Origin of the sequence: Sphingobacterium spiritivorum (genome assembly GCF_016725325.1) — a bacterium.
Classification (GTDB): domain Bacteria; phylum Bacteroidota; class Bacteroidia; order Sphingobacteriales; family Sphingobacteriaceae; genus Sphingobacterium.
Genome location: NZ_CP068083.1, coordinates 2,128,330 through 2,152,334 on the forward strand (window position 1 = coordinate 2,128,330; position 24,005 = coordinate 2,152,334).

The 24,005-nt window shown below is 37.8% G+C and carries 18 protein-coding genes, 1 tRNA gene and 1 pseudogene; 6 read left to right on the forward strand and 14 right to left on the reverse strand.

Annotation, left to right across the window (positions count from 1 at the left end):
* Positions 1-25 precede the first annotated feature (25 nt).
* On the forward strand, positions 26-4,009 hold the full coding sequence (locus I6J02_RS08750; protein WP_236582372.1) for a two-component regulator propeller domain-containing protein: 3,984 nt from the start codon (positions 26-28) through the stop codon (positions 4,007-4,009).
* Positions 4,010-4,016: 7 nt separating this feature from the next.
* Here I6J02_RS08750 and I6J02_RS08755 read toward each other — a convergent pair whose 3' ends face one another.
* The 3 genes from I6J02_RS08755 to I6J02_RS08765 all read right to left on the reverse strand — a co-directional run bounded on the left by I6J02_RS08755 (position 4,017) and on the right by I6J02_RS08765 (position 7,134).
* Positions 4,017-4,847, reverse strand: coding sequence for a hypothetical protein (locus tag I6J02_RS08755; protein WP_236582373.1), 831 nt, complete (start codon positions 4,845-4,847; stop codon positions 4,017-4,019).
* Between the two features lie 87 nt (positions 4,848-4,934).
* The gene (locus tag I6J02_RS08760; RefSeq protein WP_201681341.1) at positions 4,935-5,837 is read right to left on the reverse strand and encodes a hypothetical protein; all 903 of its coding nucleotides are present in this window, start codon (positions 5,835-5,837) and stop codon (positions 4,935-4,937) included.
* Between the two features lie 7 nt (positions 5,838-5,844).
* On the reverse strand, positions 5,845-7,134 hold the full coding sequence (locus tag I6J02_RS08765; protein ID WP_201681342.1) for a tetratricopeptide repeat protein: 1,290 nt from the start codon (positions 7,132-7,134) through the stop codon (positions 5,845-5,847).
* A 287-nt stretch (positions 7,135-7,421) separates the two neighbouring features.
* On the opposite strand from I6J02_RS08765, the gene I6J02_RS08770 reads away from it, so the two are divergent.
* Together I6J02_RS08770 and I6J02_RS08775 are read left to right on the forward strand one after the other, a co-directional pair.
* Positions 7,422-9,335: a histidine kinase gene (locus I6J02_RS08770; protein ID WP_201681343.1), complete on the forward strand. Its 1,914-nt coding sequence runs from the start codon at positions 7,422-7,424 to the stop codon at positions 9,333-9,335.
* Between the two features lie 18 nt (positions 9,336-9,353).
* Positions 9,354-10,100, forward strand: coding sequence for a LytR/AlgR family response regulator transcription factor (locus I6J02_RS08775; RefSeq protein ID WP_201681344.1), 747 nt, complete (start codon positions 9,354-9,356; stop codon positions 10,098-10,100).
* Between the two features lie 179 nt (positions 10,101-10,279).
* Here I6J02_RS08775 and I6J02_RS08780 read toward each other — a convergent pair whose 3' ends face one another.
* The 6 genes and pseudogenes from I6J02_RS08780 to I6J02_RS08805 form a co-directional block, all read right to left on the reverse strand.
* Positions 10,280-11,029 (reverse strand): hypothetical protein, encoded by a 750-nt coding sequence (locus I6J02_RS08780; protein ID WP_236582374.1) that lies wholly within the window; start codon positions 11,027-11,029, stop codon positions 10,280-10,282.
* 587 nt (positions 11,030-11,616) lie between these two features.
* A complete protein-coding gene (locus tag I6J02_RS08785) occupies positions 11,617-11,829 on the reverse strand; it encodes a type I restriction enzyme endonuclease domain-containing protein (RefSeq protein WP_236582375.1) in 213 nt (70 codons plus the stop codon).
* A 56-nt stretch (positions 11,830-11,885) separates the two neighbouring features.
* Positions 11,886-12,890 (reverse strand): annotated as a pseudogene (locus tag I6J02_RS08790) (relaxase).
* An 88-nt stretch (positions 12,891-12,978) separates the two neighbouring features.
* On the reverse strand, positions 12,979-13,986 hold the full coding sequence (locus tag I6J02_RS08795) for a S41 family peptidase (RefSeq protein ID WP_201681346.1): 1,008 nt from the start codon (positions 13,984-13,986) through the stop codon (positions 12,979-12,981).
* Positions 13,987-14,104: 118 nt separating this feature from the next.
* Positions 14,105-14,302, reverse strand: a complete 198-nt coding sequence (locus I6J02_RS08800; protein WP_236582376.1) for a hypothetical protein — start codon at positions 14,300-14,302, stop codon at positions 14,105-14,107.
* 113 nt (positions 14,303-14,415) lie between these two features.
* A tRNA-Glu gene (locus I6J02_RS08805) sits at positions 14,416-14,487 on the reverse strand.
* Between the two features lie 152 nt (positions 14,488-14,639).
* On the opposite strand from I6J02_RS08805, the gene I6J02_RS08810 reads away from it, so the two are divergent.
* Positions 14,640-17,138: a family 20 glycosylhydrolase gene (locus I6J02_RS08810; protein ID WP_201681347.1), complete on the forward strand. Its 2,499-nt coding sequence runs from the start codon at positions 14,640-14,642 to the stop codon at positions 17,136-17,138.
* Between the two features lie 41 nt (positions 17,139-17,179).
* Here I6J02_RS08810 and ytxJ read toward each other — a convergent pair whose 3' ends face one another.
* The 5 genes from ytxJ to I6J02_RS08835 all read right to left on the reverse strand — a co-directional run bounded on the left by ytxJ (position 17,180) and on the right by I6J02_RS08835 (position 21,762).
* The gene (gene ytxJ / locus I6J02_RS08815) at positions 17,180-17,512 is read right to left on the reverse strand and encodes a bacillithiol system redox-active protein YtxJ (protein ID WP_201681348.1); all 333 of its coding nucleotides are present in this window, start codon (positions 17,510-17,512) and stop codon (positions 17,180-17,182) included.
* Between the two features lie 12 nt (positions 17,513-17,524).
* Positions 17,525-18,283 carry a hypothetical protein gene (locus tag I6J02_RS08820; protein ID WP_236582377.1) on the reverse strand — a complete coding sequence of 253 codons (759 nt, stop codon included), beginning with the start codon at positions 18,281-18,283 and terminating at the stop codon, positions 17,525-17,527.
* A 228-nt stretch (positions 18,284-18,511) separates the two neighbouring features.
* Entirely contained in the window at positions 18,512-19,003 is a 492-nt protein-coding gene (gene ribH, locus I6J02_RS08825; protein WP_201681350.1) for a 6,7-dimethyl-8-ribityllumazine synthase, read from the reverse strand.
* Between the two features lie 72 nt (positions 19,004-19,075).
* Positions 19,076-19,756 (reverse strand): tetratricopeptide repeat protein, encoded by a 681-nt coding sequence (locus I6J02_RS08830; protein ID WP_201681351.1) that lies wholly within the window; start codon positions 19,754-19,756, stop codon positions 19,076-19,078.
* Positions 19,757-19,845: 89 nt separating this feature from the next.
* Positions 19,846-21,762, reverse strand: coding sequence for a polysaccharide biosynthesis protein (locus I6J02_RS08835; protein WP_201681352.1), 1,917 nt, complete (start codon positions 21,760-21,762; stop codon positions 19,846-19,848).
* A gap of 160 nt (positions 21,763-21,922) precedes the next feature.
* On the opposite strand from I6J02_RS08835, the gene I6J02_RS08840 reads away from it, so the two are divergent.
* Both I6J02_RS08840 and I6J02_RS08845 read left to right on the forward strand, forming a co-directional pair.
* On the forward strand, positions 21,923-23,134 hold the full coding sequence (locus I6J02_RS08840; protein WP_002997700.1) for an alanine dehydrogenase: 1,212 nt from the start codon (positions 21,923-21,925) through the stop codon (positions 23,132-23,134).
* A 4-nt stretch (positions 23,135-23,138) separates the two neighbouring features.
* Positions 23,139-24,005 (forward strand): alpha/beta hydrolase, encoded by an 867-nt coding sequence (locus I6J02_RS08845; protein ID WP_201681353.1) that lies wholly within the window; start codon positions 23,139-23,141, stop codon positions 24,003-24,005.

The following is a 24,005-nucleotide window of genomic DNA, read 5'->3' on the forward strand; positions in this document are numbered from 1 at the left end:
TTATTTTAGTTTAAAAAAGTAGAAATTGAAAAGAGTTATCTTTAATCTTGTGGTTTGTATCTTGCTTGTAACGAGCGTTGTACAGGCGCAGCCTACCTATTTTAAAAATTACCAGACAAATGATGGCCTTTCCAATAATACCATAACATCTATTACACAGGATCAACAGGGTTTTTTATGGTATGGTACCAGAAATGGATTAAACCGATTCGATGGCAACAGATTTAAAATATTCAGACACGAAGTTTCCGATTTACGGAGTATAGGAAGTTCTTCTATACTGAGTTTACTGACCGACAAGAAAGGAGCGATGTGGGTAGGTACTACACAGGGAGTCTATCTTTACAATCCTGTACAAGAGAATTTCAGTCTTTTCAATAAGATACCTTTAGGAGAGGTCAGACTCATAAAAGAATCCGGTGGTTTTATCTGGCTTACCTCCAATAACAAACTTTACAGATACAATCCGTCTGACGCCGGAATAATACCAGTTGAACATGAAAAAGGAGAGATTATTGCGGCTACCTGTAATCTGGAGGGTACGCTTTGGATTGTCAATAGCAAGCATGCTGTAAAGCGGTATAATCCAAAACTTAACAAGTTTATTGAAATAAATCTGCAATCCATCCCCGAAAATATCCGATCCAATATTAAAACGGTTTACGGAATCCATGACTCTCTTCTGATTATTGGAACCACCAATACAGCCTATTTATTTGATTTAAAACAAGGAAAACCTATTGATTTATTTTCGCAGATATTCCCCAAAAAAGTAATTCAGATCAATAGTATTATTCAGCAATCGGCATCCGTATTCTGGCTTGGAACGGAAACCGGAATTTATACTTATGATATGGAGACGGGAAGTATACATCATATAAAAAAGGATCTTCTTAACCCATTTACGATATCGGATAACGTTATTGTGGATTTCTACAGAGACAAGGAAGGTAGCATCTGGACAGGTACTTTTTTCGGGGGATTGAATCAGTATATCAATCAGTTTGACAATTTTAAGAAATATTTATCGGGTTCCGGGAAATCGGCTCTTTCGGGAAATATAGTACATGAGATTATTAAGGATAAATATGGAAATTTCTGGATTGGTACAGAAGATGGCGGACTGAATAAGATCAATTCCCAATCTGGCCTGATTCAGCATTTTATTGCTGACGGAAAGCCGGGAAGCATCACGCTGACCAATATCCATGGACTGACAACTATGGACGATGAATTGTGGGTGGGTTCGACATCACACGGGCTCGATATTCTGGATATCAAGACTGGCAAACTGAAGCACCACTATAATGCAATAGGAGAGGGAGTTTTGCAAAGTAAGTTTGTTGTTTGTCTGTATAGAACGAAAGATAACATGATGTTGGTCGGGACTGACCGTGGCTTGTATGCATTTGATAAAAAGAATAATAGCTTTAAACTGTTACCCGTCAAATCTGCCTGGATACAGGGAATACATGAAGATACAGATGGAATACTTTGGATCAATACATATGGAAGTGGTGTGTTGATCTATAACCGGACATCAGGAGTTGTACATGAGTTGTATAGTGAGCAGGGAAAACCAAATACATTAATCAATAATTATGTAAACGGATTATTTGAGGATAGCAAAAAAAATATCTGGCTTTGTACAGAAGGTGGACTTTCAAAGTATAACAGAAACGGACATTTTACCAATTATCCTGCTGTGGCAGGATTGTCTTCCAATCAGGTGTTCAAAGCTCTGGAAGATGATAACCATACGATATGGATATCTACAGGTAAAGGTTTGGTTAGACTGGAAGAGAATAATTCCAAAAGCGTTACCTATACGGCAAGAGATGGCCTGCCTACAGACCAATTCAATTACAACTCTGCATTTAAAGATACAGACGGAACATTATATTTTGGTACGATTAAGGGCATGGTCAGTTTTAATCCTGCCAGATCCATTAAAAACCATTTCGTACCGCCCATATTTATCAGCGGTATACAAATTAACAATGCTGATGTACCTGTCAGGTCAGATGGATTCCTGAGACAATCTATCTCTATGTCCGGACTGATCAGACTTACCTATGATCATTCAAATATCAACTTTAACATTGCAGCCTTAAGTTATGTGTCTCCTGAGAGCAATGCGTACCGGTATATCATGGAGGGATATGATAAAGGATGGACAGAGACCACCGGGAATCAGAAGATTTATTACAACAAATTACCTCCGGGGTCGTATACATTTAAGTTCACGGGAGCAAATAATAATGGGGTATGGAATAAGAAAATAAAAGAATTACGAATTATTGTTTCCCCTCCCTGGTGGTTTTCTACCTGGGCCTATCTGCTGTATTCATTGACAATTGGAACAATCATTTTTCTCATTTTAAGGTATTATTTTTTATGGATCAAGTCCAATAATACCCGTAAAATGGATATCTATGAGCGGAGAAAAGAACAGGAGATCTATAATCTTAAACTGGAGTTTTTTACCAATCTGGCACATGAGATCCGGACACCACTCACGTTGATCAGAATGCCATTGGAAAAAATCATACGTACACAAAAATTTACAGATAACGAGACTGTCAGGGATTTGAGTCTGATCGAAAAAAACACACTGCGACTTATACGCCTGACAAATCAGTTATTAGACTTTAGAAAAGCAGAAAACAATAATATGAGCCTTACTTTCACCAAAACGGATATAAATGCACTATTGTCCGAAGTATTCAATGATCTGAACTATCTGGCAAAAGACAGATCATTACAATATGAACTTGCTTTACCCCGTATAAGTCTGACAGCTTATGTAGATGAAGAAGCATTTAGAAAAATACTCACGAATCTGATTCATAATGCTATTAAATATGCCGATCATGAAGTTAGGGTAAAGCTTCTGCCTTTCAATAGTGACGATATCATGTTTAACATTGAGTTTAGAAATGATGGTAAAATAATACCATCAGATAAAAAGGAAAAAATATTTGAGCCTTTTTACAGGATTAACGACACACAAAAAGGTACGGGTACGGGTATTGGTCTACCACTTTCCCGTTCATTGGTGGAGTTGCATAAAGGAGTGTTGTCTCTGGTTCATACAGAAGAATCCCTAAATCTCTTTCTGCTTTCCTGCCCTATTTTACAGGAGCAGTCGTTGGATATAAAATCTCTCGATGAGGATCCGGGAGATACAGAAGATAATACATCAGAAAATGAACACAATAGCGAAGACACTGATAAACCGGTTATTCTGCTTGTAGAAGATAATAAGGAAATACTGGCCTATCTCAATAAGGAATTAAAGGTGGACTACACTATTCTGAGAGCTACCAACGGGGCGGAAGCTCTTGATATTCTCGATAGTAGCAATGTGCAGTTGGTGCTGACTGATATTATGATGCCAGTCATGGATGGATTGGCTCTGTGTAAACGAATCAAGACAGATCTTCTGTACAGCCATATTCCGGTGATCTTTCTTACAGCTAAAAATGCTTTGGATGCCAAAATTGAAGGAATAAAAACAGGCGCAGATGCTTATATTGAAAAACCGTTTTCAATGGAGTATTTACTTGTACAAATACGTAATACACTAAAAAACCGAAAGATTATCCGAGCATATTTTACCAATTCTCCAGCCTCAAAGTTAACGGATATCAATGTTTCAGCGAAGGATAAAGATTTTATCAGCCAGCTCAATACGGTCATTTACGACAACATTTCGGATATCGATCTGAATGTAGAAGAACTGGCTAAGCTAATGAATATGAGCCGGCCTACTTTATATCGCAAGATTAAGGGATTGTCTGACCTTACGCCTAATGAACTGATCAACATCTCCAGATTAAAAAGAGCTGCCGAACTGCTTTTACAAAAAGAATATAATATCACTCAGATAGCAACAATGGTGGGGTACAGCATACAGTCTAATTTCTCGCGTGATTTTCATAAGCATTATGGCGTGACACCCAGTGTTTATATTGCGACCAATGGCTCGGAATACTCCGGATCATAAACAGATATTATTTTGATTTTCGGAGTTGCAAAAATGATTTGTCCGATTGAAGAATCTGATAAGTACTGTTCAACTCTTTATCATCTGTTGCAAAGTGTAAAGTAGTATCATTGACCATGTTCCACGTGCCGGAAAATTGCAGGGTGTCATTGGGTATGTTTTTCTCACCAATTGATGACCTTCCATCTTTATTTCCATATTGAATGATCTTTGTCAGTCTGACCTTTCGATCATTTCGGAATTCCAGATAATTGAATTTACGAATTGTCCCTTCAGGTAAATTATCGGGGCCAAAACTCCGGAGGTAATTGTCCGTATATTGTTCATACAAGCTGTAAAAATTCTGAAATTTTGAGGTTGTATACAACTCTCTCATTTTTGAATGCACCAGATATAAGGTGTCCAGTTGCTTGTTTGCACTTAGTAACCATTCCCCTTGTAATACTTGAGGTATGTTTATCTTTTCATTTATTTTCCTCAGATAGATATTTCCTACCTCCATTTTTGCTCCTTTGCCTGCGCCGCCTCCGTATCTGCTGAACATTTCAATCTCATCAGACTCATATCCGGCTTTTTCTATAATCTCACCTACATGCATAGGTGGGGCTTCCATATAAAACATTTCAGTAAGAAGAAAGGCATTATATCTCTGTTCCGGTAAAACAAAGTTTCCCAGACTATCTGTTACAGCTTCTCCGACATGACAATCCGGTATCGGATTATTATTGTAATCCAGGACTTTCCCTGTAATCTCCGGTCTTCTTAATCTGGAAATACAGGAAGTGAGCAAGACAAAAGTCAAGGCAAACAGAATCGTAAACAGTCGTTTTTTGTTCATCTCGTTATGATGTATGAATATGTGGTCGCCGTGTCACAAATAAAGAATTCAATCTATAAATTTACTGCTTTCATTTTCTATTTTCTACTATTCCTGATAGTAGGTTTTGAATTTCTGTAATTTCAGATCATACATAATCGCCAGCTTTACATCTTCTCCCCGAAGAATGATTCCATCTACAGGAGCAGGGGTAAGTTCTGCGGTATTCATGATTACTTTTGCATCTTTTTTGAAAGAATTGATCTTCATTTTGTCGGAATAATTTTCTGAGAATGCCAGATACTTTTCCTGCGTCGCCATGTTGGTACAAATAATAAGGAATCTGCTTTTTTGCTTTTCATTATTATCCGTGATAACGGCTACATCCTTTTTTCCATCTGCATCAAAATCTCCAAAGCAAATTGTAGACTTTGCCCTTTCTGCATTTTGTGTAATGCTATAGGTTGTACCATTGCTGTAATTTTCGGATAGCAATAGCTTTTTAGTTTTCAGATCAAGCTCACTAAATGGTGAAAGAGAGAAGTACTGTCTGTATTCTTCATATTGAGATTCCGGGACGAGTATTTCGCTGCTGATGAGCAGAGGTGTTTTGGAAAAGGAACCGGAAGAAGATCGAAGATAGATAAGGGATTTCTCCGCATCTGAACGATCCTCATTTACAAATACTTTATCGCCGAATCTGAAATGGCGTCCGTTAACTGTTACGGGTTGGATAAGGTAACGCTCACTGTATGCTGTCGGTTCTTCATCAATGTCAGAAGGAGACGGATGTTGTCTGATAATATTTTTTTTGGTACTGTCAGCGCGTAGTGAATCTATCCTTAAACTGTCAGCTTTTTCTTTTTTCACTTCTGTTAAAGGTTTCTTTGCGTCCTTTTTATAGAAAAAATAACAAGTAGAGGCACCGGCCAGCAGGAGTAAGGTTATAACAATAACAATCCTTTGTTTACGACGGTTCTTATATGTTAGTAGAGGTTTCTGATGTTCCATAATTTTTTTACTTAGGTATTTCTTTGATCATCTCTGTCTTGACCTGACTGTCTGGAAGTGCATATATAAATCCTTCTATAAGGGGTAAAGCATCTTTCCTGTTTGCAAATGTTTGTTTAAGTTTTTTTGCTATCTCCTGAAATGTAGGAGGTAAGAAATCGTCCTGGAGCAGATTTGAGGTACTTGTATGAAGCTTCTCTTTATCAAATAGTGTTGAAAATATCCCTGTCAACTCTTTAAGTACTGATGTGTCATGCTGTTTGGACTTACTCCATTGGCAGAGATACTCATCCAGAGCAAGATAAAAGATTATTCTTCTTATTCGTTGATTTTGCCTGTAATCCTGCGTATTCTGATGATCATGAATCCACTTTTGAGCCATCACATTTGCCTCAGCCGAATCCTTCAGCATATATCGGCTCCAGATTTTTTCTTCCTCATTCAAACCTTTATATGCATACATCAGATCCTTAAAGTTCTTTTTATAAGCAGGTTGTAACGGCAATATTTCATTCATACGACTTAATGTACCAGTCCAGGTTACTGCTCTTTTTTGTGCTGTATTCATGAGTGTGATATACAGATTTGTCATGCGTTGCCAGTCAGGATCCATAGGGATATTCTGATATGCTTTCAGGGAAAGTTCGTATAAATAAGATTGATACAGATTGCTGCGTTCATCGTCCATATTGATATCCTTAGCAACTGCCGATGTTATATCATACGATCTGAAGAATAATTCATAGTGTTCAATAGCTTTAGTCGGATCTCCGAGAGTCATGTAGCTTCTGGCATATAAACTTTGTACGTCTGCCGTTAAAGGAATAGTTGCGTTGTTGAGTATCTGAAGACAGGCATTTGTTTTTCCTGCATTATTTGCATGAGAAGCCGCATTAAATAGCGTGAGATCTGTTTCTTCAGTTTCCAGAGCTCTTCGGGCATAGTCGTATGCCCTTTCCCAGTCTTCCAGCTTCGCAAAGGCAGCACTCAGGTTTGTGAAATACAGTGCTTGCTTTTCCGGAGCGTATAAAACTGCCAGTCTGAATTTTTCTTTTGCTTTCTGATAATCTTCCAGGTGGAAATATGTAGTTCCTGCATTGTTAAGATACCGGCCGTTTTTTGGAGCGATCTGTAGCAGCTCCTCATACAGACTGGCTTTTAGAACATTATCATCTTGCTGGGATGCTTCTTCTATCTGATCTTCCAGTGTCTCCATACGTATACTGTCTTCCTTGCTGTATTGGGCAAAGGAAGTGGACAACGTCATGATTAGTATACACGTAAGGATCAATTTCATATTATACATGATAAAACAAATATAAAGCCGTCTCTGTGTCGTGAAATGGGACGATCCATATCTGTTGCCTTCGGGTCTATATCTGTTGTAATCTATCCTTTATTTGTTGTAGTATACAAATATGACAGCATCCGGCACATATATAGGGTGAAAGCCATCAAATATTTAACCGCTATTTTTTCAGAAGTTTTCTATTTTTACCTTTAGATCAATTCCATATAAATTCGGAACAGAAAGCGAAATAGTCTGGATAGAGCTGTTTTAGCTTTAGTTATAATGTAGTACTTATGATTGTAAGAAAAGCATATTTTATTTTTCTGATTTTGTTTTTCCTGTTTGTCTTTTCCTGCAGGCAAAAGGAAGAAAGAAATCAGGATCAGAAAACAAAATCCAACGTAACCGCTCAAAAGGATTATCTGTCTCTGATCATTGCTATGGATACGTTATCTTCAGGAGCGTATAAAAAAGTGCTTAACCGGGAATACAACCTGCTGAATCACAATACAGATACTGCTAATAATCCATTTTACCATTATTTCAAAGCAAGAATGTATATGCAGGACAAGCTGCGGGACAGTGCATTGATGGAATATGAAAAAATGAAAGGAAAAAATCCGGATGATGATATTGAATTATTGAAAACAGTTAATATGCTGGATTATACAATCAATAACGGGGTGACAGTGAGTGCATCTGTGATGAAAAAGATTGTTAATGGACTGGAAACAGCGGAGCGTCGTCAGAGTCGTTTTATATACCGTTTTTACGACCTGTTAGCCAAGGCATATTTTCAGAATGATAATGAAAAGGTTTCCTTAGGATATGCTGAAAGTTATTATGAAAAACATCCGTATAAATCACACCCTGTGATTGAACAGCGTTATTATGATATTTCATTTTTGCTGGCCTCCCGTTTGGGAGATTATGAAAAAATGAAGTTGTATAATGACAAGGCCCGCAAGCTCGCCAAAAGCATACATGATAGTCTGGCTATAGCCCGCACATATGATAATGAAGCCCAGGTATACGTGCGCCAGATGAAATATGATAAGGCACTGGCCAGTAGCCGGACTTATTTTAATTACCTGAAAAAGACGAATAACCTGAATGATATTGCTTATAATAATCTGGCCACCAGCTTTATTCATAACAGGCAGGCAGACTCCGCAATCTATTATTATAAAGAAGCGATTGCATTTGCTAAAAAGAATCCCGCCGGAAAACAAAAACCTGTTTATTACAGAGGGTTGATTAATGCATATAAGATGGTGGGGGCTCATGTAGAAGCACTGGAAGTGGCTGAACAGGCTTATGATCTGGAATTGAGTAACCTGAAAGAGATTGATGCGGTGAAAGTTGCAGAAATACATGAAAAGTATGAAGCGGAGAAAAAGGACCGTAATATCGCAGAGCTGAGTAACCGGAATGTGCTCAATGAAAAGATCATTCAGCAACAACGGTGGACGCTTGTACTGGCATCCCTTGTGTTCATCGGTATATTGTCATTCCTGTATATTATCCAGCGTCAGTATCGCCTGAAAGAAAAAAATAAACTTTTGCAATCAGAAAATCAGCGATTGAATATTGAACAAAAGTTGCTTCAGGTACAGCTTAACCCTCATTTTATTTTCAATGCCATTGCCAATTTACAGAGTCTTATTGCGACCGGAGACTCCAAGGAATCTGTGCGTTATCTAACGGCTTTTTCAAGACTGCTTCGTAATGTGCTGGAACAAAACAGACAAGACTTTATTAGTCTGGAAGAAGAAATCACATCGCTGCGAAATTATCTTGAATTGCAACAGATGAGATTTGTAGGGCTTTTCGAATACGAGATTAGTGTTGATGAAGATACTGCTGCCGAAAGGACCTTTATTCCTCCAATGCTGATTCAGCCATTTGTTGAAAATGCAATAGAGCATGGTTTCAGAAACATTCCATACAAAGGCTTATTGAAGTTATCCTTTAGTGTCAGGGATCAGCAGATGCAGATTGTTGTGGATGATAACGGTACAGGATTTACGGAAAAAGGTAAAAGCGAGCATAAGAAACAGTCTCTTGCGAGTATTATCCTTAAAGAAAGATTAGAGGTACTCTTTAAATCCAAAGGAGAAGAAGCAAAATTTGAAACACAGGATAAAAAACAATTTGGAGAAAATGGAGTAGTAGTAAATATTGTAATTCCTGAAATGAAAGATTAATCTGAAAACTAAAAATATATGAAGCTTTATATTCTTGAAGACGAAACACGAATTCTGCAACATCTTTTAAAAGTTGTCCGGAACATCTCTTATGTACAAGTTGTAGGAACTTCTGCTGAAGTTTCCAAAGCCGCCAAAGAGATTCCCGAACTGAAACCGGATATCATTCTAGCGGATATACGACTGAAGGACGGCGATAGCTTTCAGTTGTTTGATGAAATTGGAAATGAAAATTTTCAGGTGGTTTTCCTGACCGCTTATGATCAGTATGCTATTCAGGCGCTTAATATGGGCGCTTTTGGTTACCTGCTCAAACCTATAGATGAGACGGCTCTGGAAGAAATTCTGGATAGATGTTATCATCACCGTACACAGGAACATTTCGATCGGCAGCAACTGGAAATTGCACGACATCATTATACAAATCAAGGCGTTGCCAGTACAAAACGTATTGCACTGAAAAGCGTGGAATATATTGAAGTAGTGCCCATTGAAGACATCATGTATTGTAAAAGTGATAAAGGATATACCACTTTTTTCCTGAAGGATAAACGCGAAATCCTGGTTTCTAAAGGACTGATTGAGTACGAAGGTATATTGGTCCCTTTTGGTTTTCTCCGTTGTCACCAGTCTTATCTGGTCAATTTCCATTATGTGATCAAATATTACAGAGAAGGATTTTTGCAGATGCAAAATAATCAACAGATACCAGTGTCTAGCCGTAAAAAGGAAGAAGTACTGAAATATCTGGAGAATATCCTGTAAATAAATCATTATAGCTTAAGCCATATCCAATTTCGGGAGGAAGAAGAGGAGATCTGAAAGGAACGTATAGTTCCTGAAAATTTTAGTGGTACCTTGGGCTTCTTCTTCCCGTCAACTGTAACCTTATTTGGCCGGATAAAACACAATGGGATTCTTTGTAATAAGGCTATAAAAACTATTTATCTTACAATTTTTAATGCAGTCTCTCCTTTAGGAATATATAACAACATATCTACAAATGTTTTTCTACTCATACCGTTTTTATCATCTTCGTACCCCAGCAAAGACTCGCCCTTATTGATTCCATCTCTCGGTTCCAACCGAACCATTCTTCCTTCTCCGTAAAATCTTAAAACATAATTTTCAAGCGGAAAAAATGTCCTTGAATTTTGTTCTGAGCCTGATAACGTTGTCATCACAGATTTCGCTTTTCTACCTTTTGCTGTTTGGAATCTTGTGATGATATCTTCGGGAAAATACATCGCCTGATACCACTCTGCATCAGCCTTCAAAAATTGAGAATTTATAGCATCGTAATCATTGCTTTCAAACACTGATATAATCTGTTTATAAAAATGGAGGATCTGCTGTTCTAGTTGTTTTTTATCCAATTGGGTTAAATCCTTTCCATTTTTCCATCCCTCAAGCTGATAAGGAATAGAGGCATTAAAGCTGATATCTCTTTTATATGTTTGTAATTTTGTCAAATCAGTCGTTTCATCAGCAGTTTTATACGACACAATTTCTTCTGATATGTTTAGGGATCCATCTTTTCCCCAACCTGTTTTTTCTATTTTAAGGGTAAATTTACTTCCGTTTTCAAGATACAGTTTACGCATGTTTTGATGATCATAACCTGGATAAAGCTCAACAGTAATGAGCTGCTTTCCACTTTTAAGAATATAAGGATTGATATCCAATCTTACCATTCCGGAGATTTTGTCAAAATTGGAATAGACAGGACAGTCATTTACCAGAATACTGAAGCTAAACAAACTTTCTACCTCAAGCTGATACAATGGTTCTTTGTTAAATCTGTGTACTTTTTCCGAAAGGTAACTAATCCGGTTTGCGGTTGACAATACACTATCTTTTATCTCCTGTGCATATCCATAACCACAGTACACCGTCAATAAAAGCGCTATACCTATTTTTATCATATTTTTCGTATTACAATCTTACTGATCACATTGCCAGAATACAAAGTAAACAGCTATTTATCACTTTCGGGAAGATCTTTTAAAAATCGTTATAGTCCGTTTAATATCCGTAAAAACTTTACAAGCAGGTAACTTCATGGAATCAAGGATTAAGGTTAAATAAATCTTCAGCCTTTATATTGGGTATAGAATAATCAGGCTTTTAAATGAATATTGATTGTAAAATAAAAAAGCACCAATCTGATAAGATTGATGCTTTTTCTGTAGCCCAAACCGAACAAATCTCGAAACATTTTTTGGAAGATTTGGTGCAGTTGACTGTGATAAACAACGATGATAACTAAAGTATTATTCTACTATGTTAACTCTCTATTGCTGAGTATTATTTTTGATAAGTCATCTGCTAACATTTTAGCCTGTGTAATTACAGCACCGACTGCTTTTTCTTGCAAATCTGGAGGATAGCCTGACTTTCTGAGTACTCTCCGAATATTTCTGCGGAGTTCTGCCTGAACGGATTCTTTTATTGTCCAGTCGATAGTCGTACTGTTACGAACGGTTTTTAACAATTCCTGTGTTATCTGTTTTAAAATATCATCTCCAAGTACTGCAACTGCGCTATTATTTAATAAAACTTCCTTTGTTTCTTTTTCTTCATCCGTTTAACAAACTGTCTTCCTCGTAATCCTCGCCGTGTGCTTCAGGTAACAAGCTGAACAATCCTAAATCGAAATTAGACGAATGCTCCTGTGGGATAAACTCAAAAAAGTCTTTCTTTGGTAGGTTGTCCCTTGTATTCGTTTTGGAAACAGGGCTGTCCTGTATCTTTATTTCGGGCTTGTTCCCGTTGTTCCACCAATCATTAAATACATTTGCCGACAGGTTTCTGTCTAATTGTGAAGCGTTCCAAACGGTACGGCTTTCGTGGTCGATGAACGTAATACCGTAAATCCGTCCATTATCGTTCCTGCAGACAACCGTATTGATACCCTGCTCAACAAGTTGCTTTTTTAAATTCCGTTTCGCTGTTTGTGGTGTGTATCGCAAGCTCCACGGTGTTTTTCAGGACAGACCTTGCAGGGTTGCTTTTCATTTTCTCTTTGGACTGCTCAAAGTGCTTTTGCAGATATGCAATCCCTGCATCTTTCCCGAATAGTGATGCTTTGAACGGATTACTTGGTTTGTTTCCGTTCTTGTCAATTCCACATAGACCAATCCGTTTACTGGCTGACCGTTCCGCTCTCCTTTGACTTCTTCCGCTGTGATATTGAATAGTGATAGCAAAGCATTATAACTTCCCAAAGTTGGAAAGCTGTAATACTTCAGCAGGTGTCGCACTACCGAAGCAATTTGGCGCTTTATATCGCCATTTTTATAATCTACAGGCTTGAAAACCTTATTGGTTTGTTTCTGCTCCTGTTCAGTGGCTTTTTGCAGGTTGTATTTCTGTTCCAAATCCCGACACATATGGTTCAAAGCACTTATTGAGATGCGCTACGGAATACCTGCCGTTTATTGTGTCGGGTATCTTGTTCAGCAACAGAACTGCTCCGTTTTCCCTTTCCACTTTCTGCTGATTGTACAAAATTGCTCCGTACAAATTACTTCCCTTTCCGATTTTTGCAATCATATTTTTATGCTTTGTTTCAATTTTGAAATAAAATAAAAAGCCTTTCAGCAAGTTGTTGAAAGGCTTTGTTATATTCCCAATAGCTTTGTTATTTTCTCAACAGTTCCAGTGCTTTGATTATCTTCAAGTCATTTTTTAGATCTTCTAAATTATCTCCATCTAAAACTTCAAAATCAGGCAGAATATTTGATTTGTACACTTTTAAATTTCTGTCCACAACATAATCTGTTGATAAATTAATACCTGCGTTTTCATTTATCTCAAAACCTTGTACAGCTGTGGTATAATTCGCCGTCGGCTCTCCTACAATAGAGACGTTATTTCTTCCGATAAAAGATATGGCAGTCATTTCTCCTGCACTTGCAGTATAGCAACTCGTTAAAATAATTACAGGAATATCAGTTTTTATAGGATAATCTAAATCTGTTTGTCTGTCTAATACAATACCGTCAATCAATAATTTTCCCTCTTTGATTTCCCAATTTCCCGTAGATTTGTTGTGAGCATCTCTAAACCCGCCAAACATTATATTATCTCCGATAAACTCTTTCAAACCAAGTAATATAGGATACATATTTCCACCTGTATTTAATCTCAAATCTATAATCCACCCTTTAATTTTATTTGAATTTATATTGTTGATATGAAATACAAGGTCGTTTGTTAAACTATCTACTTTTTTAAAAGCAAAATCATTGTTTCCTATAATTCTGATATATCCGATTTTTTTGTCAAAGACTTTACTAAATGTGTTTTTGTTAGTTTTTATTTTGTCCTTTAGATAGGCATTTGTCATTGCGTTGGGATTGTTCCAACCGTATGTTTTTCCTTTATATTTTAAGCCTCCGTGATAATCATTCAGCTGTTTAAATACTTCCTCATATAAAGGTGCAATCTCATCTATCAAGTTTAGGCTTTGGGATTTATTGTATAATTCACGTTTAATGTTTTCGAGGTTTTCTGTGTGAATTGAATTCACTTCTATTAATTCAATAGATTTATCGATAAATGATTTTATGGTTTCATTTTTAAAACTTTGAGAAAATGAAAATGTCGAAAATAATAGAAACCATACCAATAAAAAATATCTATTCATAATTAGACAATTTGTAGAGTTTAACGTTGTTTTTTTGTTATGCAAAATTACAAAATAATTCAAATGTTTGATTGTTTACTACTGTTCGCCTCGTGTGGGAGTTTTCCTTTTCTACTCTTTATTCAAATATTTCTTCTGATATGTTTAGGTCTCCATCTTTTCCCAAACCTGTTTTTTCTATTTTAAGGGTAAATTTACTTCCGTTTTCAAGATGCGGTTGACGCATGTTTTGATGATCATAACCTGGATAAAGCTCAACAGTAATGAGCTGCTTTCCACTTTTAAGAATATATGGATTGATATCCAATCTTACCATTCCAGAGATTTTGTCAAAATTAGAATAGACAGGACAGCCATTTACGGGCTTTTAAATAAAAGTTGATTGTAAAAGAAAAAAGCACCAATCTGATAAGATTGATGCTTTTTCTGTAGCCCGTAGGGGAATCGAACCCCTGTTTCAAGAATGAAAATCTTGCGTCCTAACCCCTAGACGAACGGGCCTTTTTGTGTTTCGGTGTGCAAATATAGAAACATCATTTTATTATGCCAAATAAAATTGAAAATATCTTACTATTTTTTTTAATTGCAATGTCTTTAACCAATTTTGTGTATTTTAATGCGTTAAAAATCAAAGATCATAGCGATATAGAAATATGAGAAATAAAAATTGGGCAAGTCTGGCTGTAAGTATATTGATGGGATGTTCCTACCAGGTACAGGCGCAGGATATTGCCTTAAATAAATCCTTGCAGGTGAATTGGAAGATTGATGATGCCAAATCTATTGATGAATCTTCCAGATCTATGTTTATTGTCAAAAATATTGGCAAGAAACCTGTGAATCTTAAGGATTGGACATTAATGTTCAATTACTTGTTTTTGGTAAAAGAAGACAAAGGAAATACAAATTACAGGATAGAGCACCGTAACGGAGATCTTTATGCTTTACAGTTTCTTCAGTCCTCCTATCAGGAAATAAATCCGAATGACTCCTTAATATTATCTTTCGATGCTATTGCTCCGTTAAGGAACACAAGTAAGGCACCGGGAGGTCTTTATTTTATTAATCAGAAGGGTAAAATATATGATGTCCCTCAGTATACAGTGATAGTGCCTAAGCGTTCTAACAGTGAGGTACTGGAAATATTAGCTAAACAATATGAGTTCAATACGAAAGGCAATACCCAACAAGGGCAACTGATCCTGCCGACTCCTTTATCTTTAACCAGAAATGCAGATAAGACATTTGCCATACCTTCAAAACTGGCTGTAAAGGCGGATCCTGCTTTCCGGGCAGAAAGTAGCATTTTCGTTAACGATTTGAAAAACCTGGGCTATAAATCATCATTATCCTCAGCAAACGATGCTACAGTCCGTGTAGAGAAAGCACAGGGCATGGAGGAAGAAGAATATACATTGACTATTGACGGAAGTGGAATTCTTATCCGGGCTTCATCTGCTGCTGGAGCATTCTATGGTTTACAGTCACTGAAGTCTGTACTTCCAGTGGTTTCGAATAGTGCAGACATTACGTTAACACATCTCCAGGTAAAGGATAAGCCCCGCTTTAAGTATCGCGGATTTATGATGGATGTATCCCGAAATTTTCAGGATAAAAAAACGGTACTGAAGATGCTGGATGCAATGGCTATGTATAAACTGAATGTTTTTCATTTTCACTTTACAGAAGATGAAGCCTGGCGCATTGAGATCCCGGGACTGCCCGAACTTACTGAAGTCGGCAGTCAGCGGTCAGCATCTTTTGCGGATGGACGTTCTTTACAACCTGCATACAGATCCGGAGCAGCAGGTAAAGGGAGACAATATTATACGACAAAAGATTACATTGAGATTCTTCAGTATGCAAAGGCCAGACATATCACAGTGGTGCCGGAAATCGAAACTCCTGGCCATGCACGTGCTGCGATCAAGTCTATGCAGGCACGTTATGAAAAATACATGAAGCAAGGCAATCAGGCAGAAGCAGAAAAATATCTGCTGTATGACTTACAGGATAAATCAGAATACAATTCAGCACAAAACTGGAACGATAATGTAATGAATCCGGCTTTGACGTCGACCTACACGTTTATCGGAAAAGTCGTGGATGAACTCAAAGTTATGCATAAAGCTGCCGGGGTGGAATTAAAAACCATTCATCTCGGAGGAGATGAGGTTCCTGTAGGTGTTTGGGAGAAGTCTCCGAAAATTGCTGAATTGATGAGCCGGGAAGGATTTAAATCTGTCAATCAGGTCTGGCCATATTACGTCAACAAGATCAATAATCTGGCACATGAAAAAGGCTTGATCATGGAAGGTTGGGAAGAAATGGGGATGCATAATGAAGGAAAGGGAATGGTTGTCAATCCTAAATTGGCAGATCAGCGTATTCAGGTAGATGTCTGGAATAATCTTATCGGCGGAGGACAGGAAGATCTGGCGTATAAATTAGCCAATGCAGGTTATAAAGTTATATTTGCCAGCGCCAGTAACTTCTATCTGGATATGGCATGGACACCACTATTTGAAGAGCCGGGACTGAACTGGGCAGCGTATATCAATCTGAGAGAAGCTTATTCATTTGCTCCCGAAAACTTCTTTTTAAATGTATTGGAGATCGCAAAGGGAAAAGCAAAAGGTGTAGCATATTTTAAACCTAAAGAAAGGCTGACTGCAACAGGAAGAAAGAATTTTCTGGGTGTAAAGGGTGCTCTTTGGGCGGAGACCGTCGAAAGTCCTGCGCATCTGGAATACCTGATTTTTCCACGTTTTATGGCGGTAGCTGAAAGAGCCTGGTCACCGGAAAAGAAATGGGAAGTAACAGATACTTATGATGTCAAAGATTTTGACAAGGACTATGCTTCGTTTTCAAAAAAGCTGGGTACTGTAGAGTTACCGAAACTGGATAAATTAAACGGAGGTTATCACTATCGTCTGCCTGCTGTTGGTGTCAGGATTGAGAATAGTAATGCATTGATAAATATAGAATACCCTACAGGAAGTGTTCGTTATACCACAGATGGCACAGTTCCTACAAAGACGGCGGCCATAGTGGAAAATGGAATGCTCAAACTGGAGAAGGGGAAAACCTATTCTTTACGAGTCTTTAGTTCTACCGGACGCGAAGGAAAAGTAATCCGGTTTACTTACTAAACTTACATCATAAAAAAAGGCTCTTGTTAAAAGAGCCTTTTTTATAATGTAAAGAATTTAGCAATATCCGCCATATCTATATCCTCATGTGAGGCATTATATAAGGCTTCAGTTCCTTTTACAATCAGTACCTGAGGAGATTCATGTCTGATGTTCCATTTCTCCGCAATTGCATTAGAAACATCCCGGTGTGCAATCAGATCCAGATAAAAAATGCTCGCACCTTCAGGCAGTAAATCTTCATTAAATTCCAGAGATCTTTTTGCCATGCTGCTTACCGGGCATCGTGTACTATGTTTGAATATAGCATGAATCTGATTATCCGCTATGATTTCATCTAATTGGGGTATTGATGTTATGTTTTTCCAGTTCATATTACAAAAAATCTAAAGAGTTGTAAACTTTGTTAATTCCATATCAACAAAAGCAGCTACGGTACTGAATATGACACTTTTGCTGTTATCATTGAGTGATTTAAAAGTCGTAGGAAGAATCAGTCCGTCACCTATATCTTTAAAATTATCTATCAGATATTGCACGCTATCATCCTCTGTATTAAGCTCCCAACGGCGAATTTTACCGCTTTCAGAATTAAAGAAAAGTTTGCCATTCAGCCTTACATTAAGATCTGTTGTAGAATTCACTGTTACAACGGTTAACTTCTCCGCATCCACTATTTTTTGTTGAGCATCTCCGGTTTTGAATTGCTTACTTCCTAATACAGTAGGCAGAAACAGCAACGATACATCTTGTTTAAACTGCCTGGTGATCAAAGGGAAATTTTTAGCTGAAAAATTATCCAGATTGGTCTGCTCTACTTCATTGACATAAAGCTTACGTATCTTATTGGTCTTGTAATTGAATAAGAGTGTGATTTCATCACCTGAAGAAGTAGCGCCTTCAAACCGGCAATCTCCGTTCTGTCTGTTGATTAAAAATTTTCGTGGATTTTCAATAAATGTTGAGGCGTTATTACCTGCTGCCGAAAATAAAATAAAATGTGTATCATCCCATTTGTTTTTTCCTCCGATTCCTTCCCACAATTTATTTACAGTAGGAGTAGTATCCTGTCCGAAGCTAAGTTTGGGAAATAAAGCAGATGATAAAAGAAGGGTGAAGTATAATAATATTCTGAATGTTTTCATATTATATTCAAATTGAGTAGATGCGTTATTAATCATTGTAACAATTAATAACACATTCGCATAACCACAGCAAAGTGATTATCTTGTTCTGTGCTTTTTCTTAGGGTAAGAACTATATGCGGCACATTGCTGTGTCGATGAACAGGAAGATAGGATAGTGGATACGATAAAGAGAATCCCAACTACTAAAATAAAATAACGTTTCATCGTTTTTAATCTTTTAATTCATTAGGCATACTTTGCACTGATATGAGCCATCTGGATAGCTGTAATTGCAGCTTCTTCACCTTTATTACCGTGAATACCGCCAGCACGATCCAGGGCCTGCTGTAAATTATCCGTTGTCAATACACCAAAGATAACCGGTTTCCCATATTTTAAAGAGGCATTAGCCACACCATTAGCCACTGCGTCGCAGATAAAATCAAAATGTCTGGTTTCTCCCTGAATAACACAACCTAGGCAGATTACAGCGTCAAAATCTTTGTTTCTCAATACTATATCCGCACCGGATATAAGCTCGTAGCTTCCGGGTACTTCTACAATCTCAATATTGCTTTCTAAAGCATTATGTTTCAACAGTCCTTCAACTGCTCCATTTAAGAGCGCTCCGGTTACCTGAGCGTTCCACTGAGACACTACGATTCCGAATTTGAATTGCTTTGCGTCACCGACCTGTATATGAGAAAAATCGGATAAATTTTTAAGATTACTTGCCATATAAATACAAATATAATGAAAAAGGCTGCTATTAGCAGCCTTTAAATTTTTAGTACCGGAGTTTAAAGCTTCTTATTGCTCAGCTTTTACACGAGCGATCAGACCTTCGATCATAGCTGCTTCCTGGCTTTCAGGGTAATTGCTTTTGATCTTCGTATAAGCTTCTTCCGCTTTTTTATTTTCTTTTAATTGCTCATATACCAGTCCTAATTTTTTAAGGAACAGAGGTGCTGTGTATGAGTTATCAGCTTTATCAGCCGCTTTTTTGTAGAAAGTAGCCGCTTTATTATAGTCTTTTTGCTCTGAATAGGCATCACCTAACATTCCAACAACAAGCGGATCCAAAATCTGACTACCTGTGTCAGAATATTTTTCAAGCGCTTCGATTGCTTCTGCAAATTTACCTTCTCTCAAATACAGACCTCCAAGGTATGCATTTGCAATATTAGCAGATTTGGTGTTCGAATATTCTTCAGCAATTTCTTTGAATCCCGGATAAGCTCCGTCTCCGGAAATTGCTCTTTTCTGTAACGAATCATCTGTAGAAGCAGCATATTCTTCTGCTTTGAAGATTTGGTTAGCAGCTTTTTCGGCACGAGGAGCCAAATAAAGTTTTTGATATCCAAAATATAACACTACCAATACAAGGATACCTCCGATTATGAAAGTAATGCTTTTTTGGTTTTCAACGAAAAATGAACCTTTTTGAGGTTTATATGCAGTTTCCGCTGCACGGGTTTGATTATTTGACATTTTCAAAAAATAAAAATTCGGAACGCAAAATTACACTTTTAAAAATTATTTGCAAGTGTTTTAGATTTAAATTATTAAGGATGATTAAGTTATTGAATCTGAATGTCCTTTTTGTCTAAAGCCTCATAAATGGAGTTCTGACTCTTGAATTCCGGCACGATTTGCTTCATTTGTTTGACAATATTGGTCTCGTTTTGTGTTTTAATAATCGTGAAAAGAGTATCTAACTCACTCTGTACAAAAGAAAAGTCATTTTCCCGGACTTTGGCAATCATAATCTTTTCATGATGTGTAGCCATCGTATTTTCAAGGTCATTCAGAAGCTCTTCATAGAGTTTTTCTCCCGGACGTAAGCCTGTAAATTTGATTTCAATATCCTGATTGGGGACAAATCCCGATAATTTGATCATTTTTTCAGCCAGTTCAACGATTTTTACAGATTTTCCCATGTCAAATACAAAAATCTCACCGCCGTTACCCATATTACCCGCCTCAATAACAAGCTGACAGGCTTCCGGAATAGTCATAAAATATCGGGTAATTTCCGGATGAGTTACCGTTACAGGGCCTCCTTTTTCGATCTGATCTTTAAACCGTGGAATAACGGACCCGTTAGATCCCAGAACATTTCCAAATCTGGTTGTAATAAAACGGGTATGTTTCTTCTCTGATTTCTCCAGATGGTTATTCAGGGATTGTACATATATTTCAGCTATCCGTTTTGTAGCACCCATAATATTTGTTGGATTGACTGCTTTATCAGTCGATACAAATACAAATTTATCAACTCCGAAATCTACAGCAAGATTTGCCAGATTAAAAGTGCCCAATACATTTGTTCGAACTCCCTCAATAGGATGGTTTTCCATCATAGGTACATGCTTGTATGCTGCAGCGTGATAGACAACATGTGGTTTGAACGTGTCGAACAGATTCTTCATACGTTCATAATTTTTCACATCCGCTATAAAGCTGTGATATACCTGATTTTTATAGAGATCCTGAAGATCCAGCTGCAGATTATGAAGAGGAGATTCGGCCTGGTCGCAAAGAATAATCATTTGCGGATCGTATTTTCCAAGTTGTTTTGAAATTTCACTCCCTATAGACCCAGCTGCTCCGGTTACCAGTACACGTTTGCCCTTCAGCTGCTCCAGAATATTATTGTTTGATATTTTGATAGAATCACGTTCTAACAAATCTTCTATTTTTATTTTTTGAATCTGATTAGGATTAAGATCTCCGTTGATGATTTTTTGCACTGGAGGCAACGTCAATACATTAACATTATGCTCCAGGCAGATATCCGTGATTTCATTCTTGCGGGTAGCAGGGATGTTATGAGATGCAATAATAAGCTCTTCCACATTTAGTTTCGGGATCAGCTTGTCTAAATCATCAGGTGAATAAATCTTGACGCCATCAATTGATTTTCCGATTTTCTGATCACTGTCGTCCAGATAGCCGATAATAGCATTTGCTGCTCTCAGATCATGATCCATTGTTCTTTTGACTGCGATACCCAGATCACCTGCTCCGAATACCAATGTATTCTTTTTGCTGTCCTGCGCTACTTTTGTGTATTGAAAAAACACCTTAATAGAAGTTCTGTAGATAAAAAGGCAGACAAAAGCGAATAACGAATACAGAATAATAAGATTAGTCGGTAATATTGTCGGAATACGCATGGCAATCAGGAATAATTTGATTGCAAAGAGTACAATTACAATAAACAATACTGTTGATAAGAATCTGATGGAATCTACAGCGCTGGTGTAGCGGATAATGCCCGTATGTGTTTTGAAAATCAAAAAAGCAACAGCCGTTATTGACATGCAATACAGAAACTCCATGGCCAGAGCCGGTCTGTAAAATGCTTCCAGAGAGAAGTTATAAAAGACAGAATAGGCTAAAAAAAAGGCAAATGAAGCACAGGCAATATCAAAAAGAAAAATTATCCAACGAGGGACAATGCTCAGTTGATTGACTGAATTTAAAATTTTCATGTGTTATAGGGTGGGTAAAAATTTATACAAATCTAATTTTTTTTTAATATCCAAATTACATTTTATATGCTAATATTGTACCATATTATGAAAAACGAGCATATTTATTGTAATAAAGCTTAATAAATGCCTAAATTAGTGACAGATAATTTTTGAATAGATGGGTAGTATTTCCAAGATCGCTCAACAGGCAATGATGCAGCCTCAGGAGGCATTAATGGCTGTTGGCAAATCAAAAAACAGTCTTACCATAGGCATTCCGAAAGAAGTATCCTTTCAGGAGAACAGAATTGCCCTGACTCCACTGTCTGTGGCTTTATTGATTGAAAACGGACATAAGGTCATTTTAGAATCGAATGCCGGTGCAGGATCTAATTTTTTAGACCAGCATTATAGCGAACAGGGGGCATTGATCGTCTATAGCAGTGAGGAAGTGTATAAGGCGGATCTGATCATTAAAGTTGCCAGTCCGACCTTAGAAGAGGTCAGTCTTATGAAAACGGGGCAGGTATTATTCTCTTCACAACAGCCTTCTATGATGGATCTGGCGGTCTTGCAGTCTCTGATTAAAAAGAAAGTTACTGCATTATCCTATGAGTATCTCCAGGACGAAGGTTGTCATCTGACCGTGGTACGTGCGATGAGCGAGATTGTAGGGGCTACAGCCGTCCTTATAGCAGCAGAGTACCTGAGTAATGTATTTGATGGCAAAGGACTGATGCTTGGGGGCGTTACAGGTGTTCCGCCCACAGAAATGGTTATTATCGGAGCAGGTACTGTGGGTGAATTTGCGGCACGTACAGCAATAGCACTTGGGGCACAGGTCAAAGTATTTGACAGTTCCGTGTACCGCCTCAGACGACTACAGAATAACGTAGGCAGCAGAGTGTTTACTTCAGTTATCCAACCCATCGTGTTGAACAAAGCTGTACGATCCTGCGATGTCGTCATTGGAGCATTAAGAGCTGTAAATGGTCGCTCACCCTGCATAATTTCAGAAGAGACCGTTTCGCAGATGAAACCCAATTCCGTACTGATTGATGTGAGTATAGATCAGGGAGGATGTTTTGAAACTTCGGAAGTAACCAGCCACGATAAGCCGGTCTTTCGTAAATATGATGTGATTCATTATTGTGTGCCCAATATTGCTTCCCGGGTTGCCCGTACAGCGACATACGCACTTACAAATATTTTTTCACCGATCTTACTGCAGATTGGTGAGGCAGGGGGGATGAATAAAATGATCTGGGCTAATCAGGGAATCCGCAGTGCCATATATCTGTATCAGGGCAACCTGACGAATAAGGATATGGCAAATAAATTTAATCTCCCTGCCAAAGATCTGGATCTTATTATTGTTTCCAATCTGTAAGTCTATGAAAATCTTAATGGTAATAAATCTTGTATTGATGATTGCTTTGCGTGCTGTAGCTCAGGAAAAAATTCCCCTTTATCCGGACGGAATTCCAAACAGTAAAGGGGAAAATAGTGAAGAATATCAAAAAAATATTCCTGAATTATTTATCTATAAACCTACTGTCGCAGATAAGCACGTCGGAATATTAGTCATACCCGGAGGTGGATATGCCCATGTGGCCATCGGGCATGAGGGTCATGATGTGGCGCGTGAATTGAATAAGAATGGCTATACAGCTTTTGTATTAAAGTATCGGTTACCCAGTGATCAGATTATGGAAGATAAGAAGATCGGCCCGCTACAGGATGCACAACGCGCTATGCAACTGATCCGGGAGAATCAGCAGGTGCTGGGAGTAGATATTCACAAGTTAGGTGTAATGGGCTTCTCTGCAGGCGGTCATTTAGCTTCTACATTGTCCACACATTATAGAAAGGCATATATTGCAAATGATATGCATACAGATCTCAGGCCGGACTTTTCGATTCTGTGTTATCCTGTGATCTCTATGGATACCACCATTACACATGCCGGATCCCGTAAAAATCTGATAGGTCAGAACCCTGACAAAGAAGATGAGATCTTATTTTCCAATGAACTCCAGGTTGATAAAAATACTGCGCCCGCTTTTCTGATGAGCGCAAAAGATGATAAGGCAGTACCTGTTGAAAATATGTATCGCTATCAGCGGGCATTACAAAAATATAAGATTCCCAATGAAGTGTTTACTTACGAAAATGGCGGGCATGGATTCGGACTGAACAATAAAACAAGTGAAGTAAAGTGGTTAGTTTCCTGCCTGGCCTGGCTGGAAAAATTAAAATAA

Bases quoted from the DNA above. Each gene is read 5' to 3' on its own strand.
- I6J02_RS08780 (WP_236582374.1), bottom strand. From the start codon at position 11,029: ATGGTAAGATTGGATATCAATCCTTATATTCTTAAAAGTGGAAAGCAG.
- I6J02_RS08840 (WP_002997700.1), top strand. From the start codon at position 21,923: ATGGGTAGTATTTCCAAGATCGCTCAACAGGCAATGATGCAGCCTCAG.
- I6J02_RS08795 (WP_201681346.1), bottom strand. From the start codon at position 13,986: ATGAATAGATATTTTTTATTGGTATGGTTTCTATTATTTTCGACATTT.
- I6J02_RS08775 (WP_201681344.1), top strand. From the start codon at position 9,354: ATGAAGCTTTATATTCTTGAAGACGAAACACGAATTCTGCAACATCTT.
- ribH (WP_201681350.1), bottom strand. From the start codon at position 19,003: ATGGCAAGTAATCTTAAAAATTTATCCGATTTTTCTCATATACAGGTC.
- I6J02_RS08830 (WP_201681351.1), bottom strand. From the start codon at position 19,756: ATGTCAAATAATCAAACCCGTGCAGCGGAAACTGCATATAAACCTCAA.
- I6J02_RS08845 (WP_201681353.1), top strand. From the start codon at position 23,139: ATGAAAATCTTAATGGTAATAAATCTTGTATTGATGATTGCTTTGCGT.
- I6J02_RS08770 (WP_201681343.1), top strand. From the start codon at position 7,422: ATGATTGTAAGAAAAGCATATTTTATTTTTCTGATTTTGTTTTTCCTG.
- ytxJ (WP_201681348.1), bottom strand. From the start codon at position 17,512: ATGAACTGGAAAAACATAACATCAATACCCCAATTAGATGAAATCATA.
- I6J02_RS08765 (WP_201681342.1), bottom strand. From the start codon at position 7,134: ATGAAATTGATCCTTACGTGTATACTAATCATGACGTTGTCCACTTCC.
- I6J02_RS08835 (WP_201681352.1), bottom strand. From the start codon at position 21,762: ATGAAAATTTTAAATTCAGTCAATCAACTGAGCATTGTCCCTCGTTGG.
- I6J02_RS08820 (WP_236582377.1), bottom strand. From the start codon at position 18,283: ATGAAAACATTCAGAATATTATTATACTTCACCCTTCTTTTATCATCT.
- I6J02_RS08810 (WP_201681347.1), top strand. From the start codon at position 14,640: ATGAGAAATAAAAATTGGGCAAGTCTGGCTGTAAGTATATTGATGGGA.
- I6J02_RS08755 (WP_236582373.1), bottom strand. From the start codon at position 4,847: ATGAACAAAAAACGACTGTTTACGATTCTGTTTGCCTTGACTTTTGTC.
- I6J02_RS08760 (WP_201681341.1), bottom strand. From the start codon at position 5,837: ATGGAACATCAGAAACCTCTACTAACATATAAGAACCGTCGTAAACAA.
- I6J02_RS08800 (WP_236582376.1), bottom strand. From the start codon at position 14,302: ATGGTAAGATTGGATATCAATCCATATATTCTTAAAAGTGGAAAGCAG.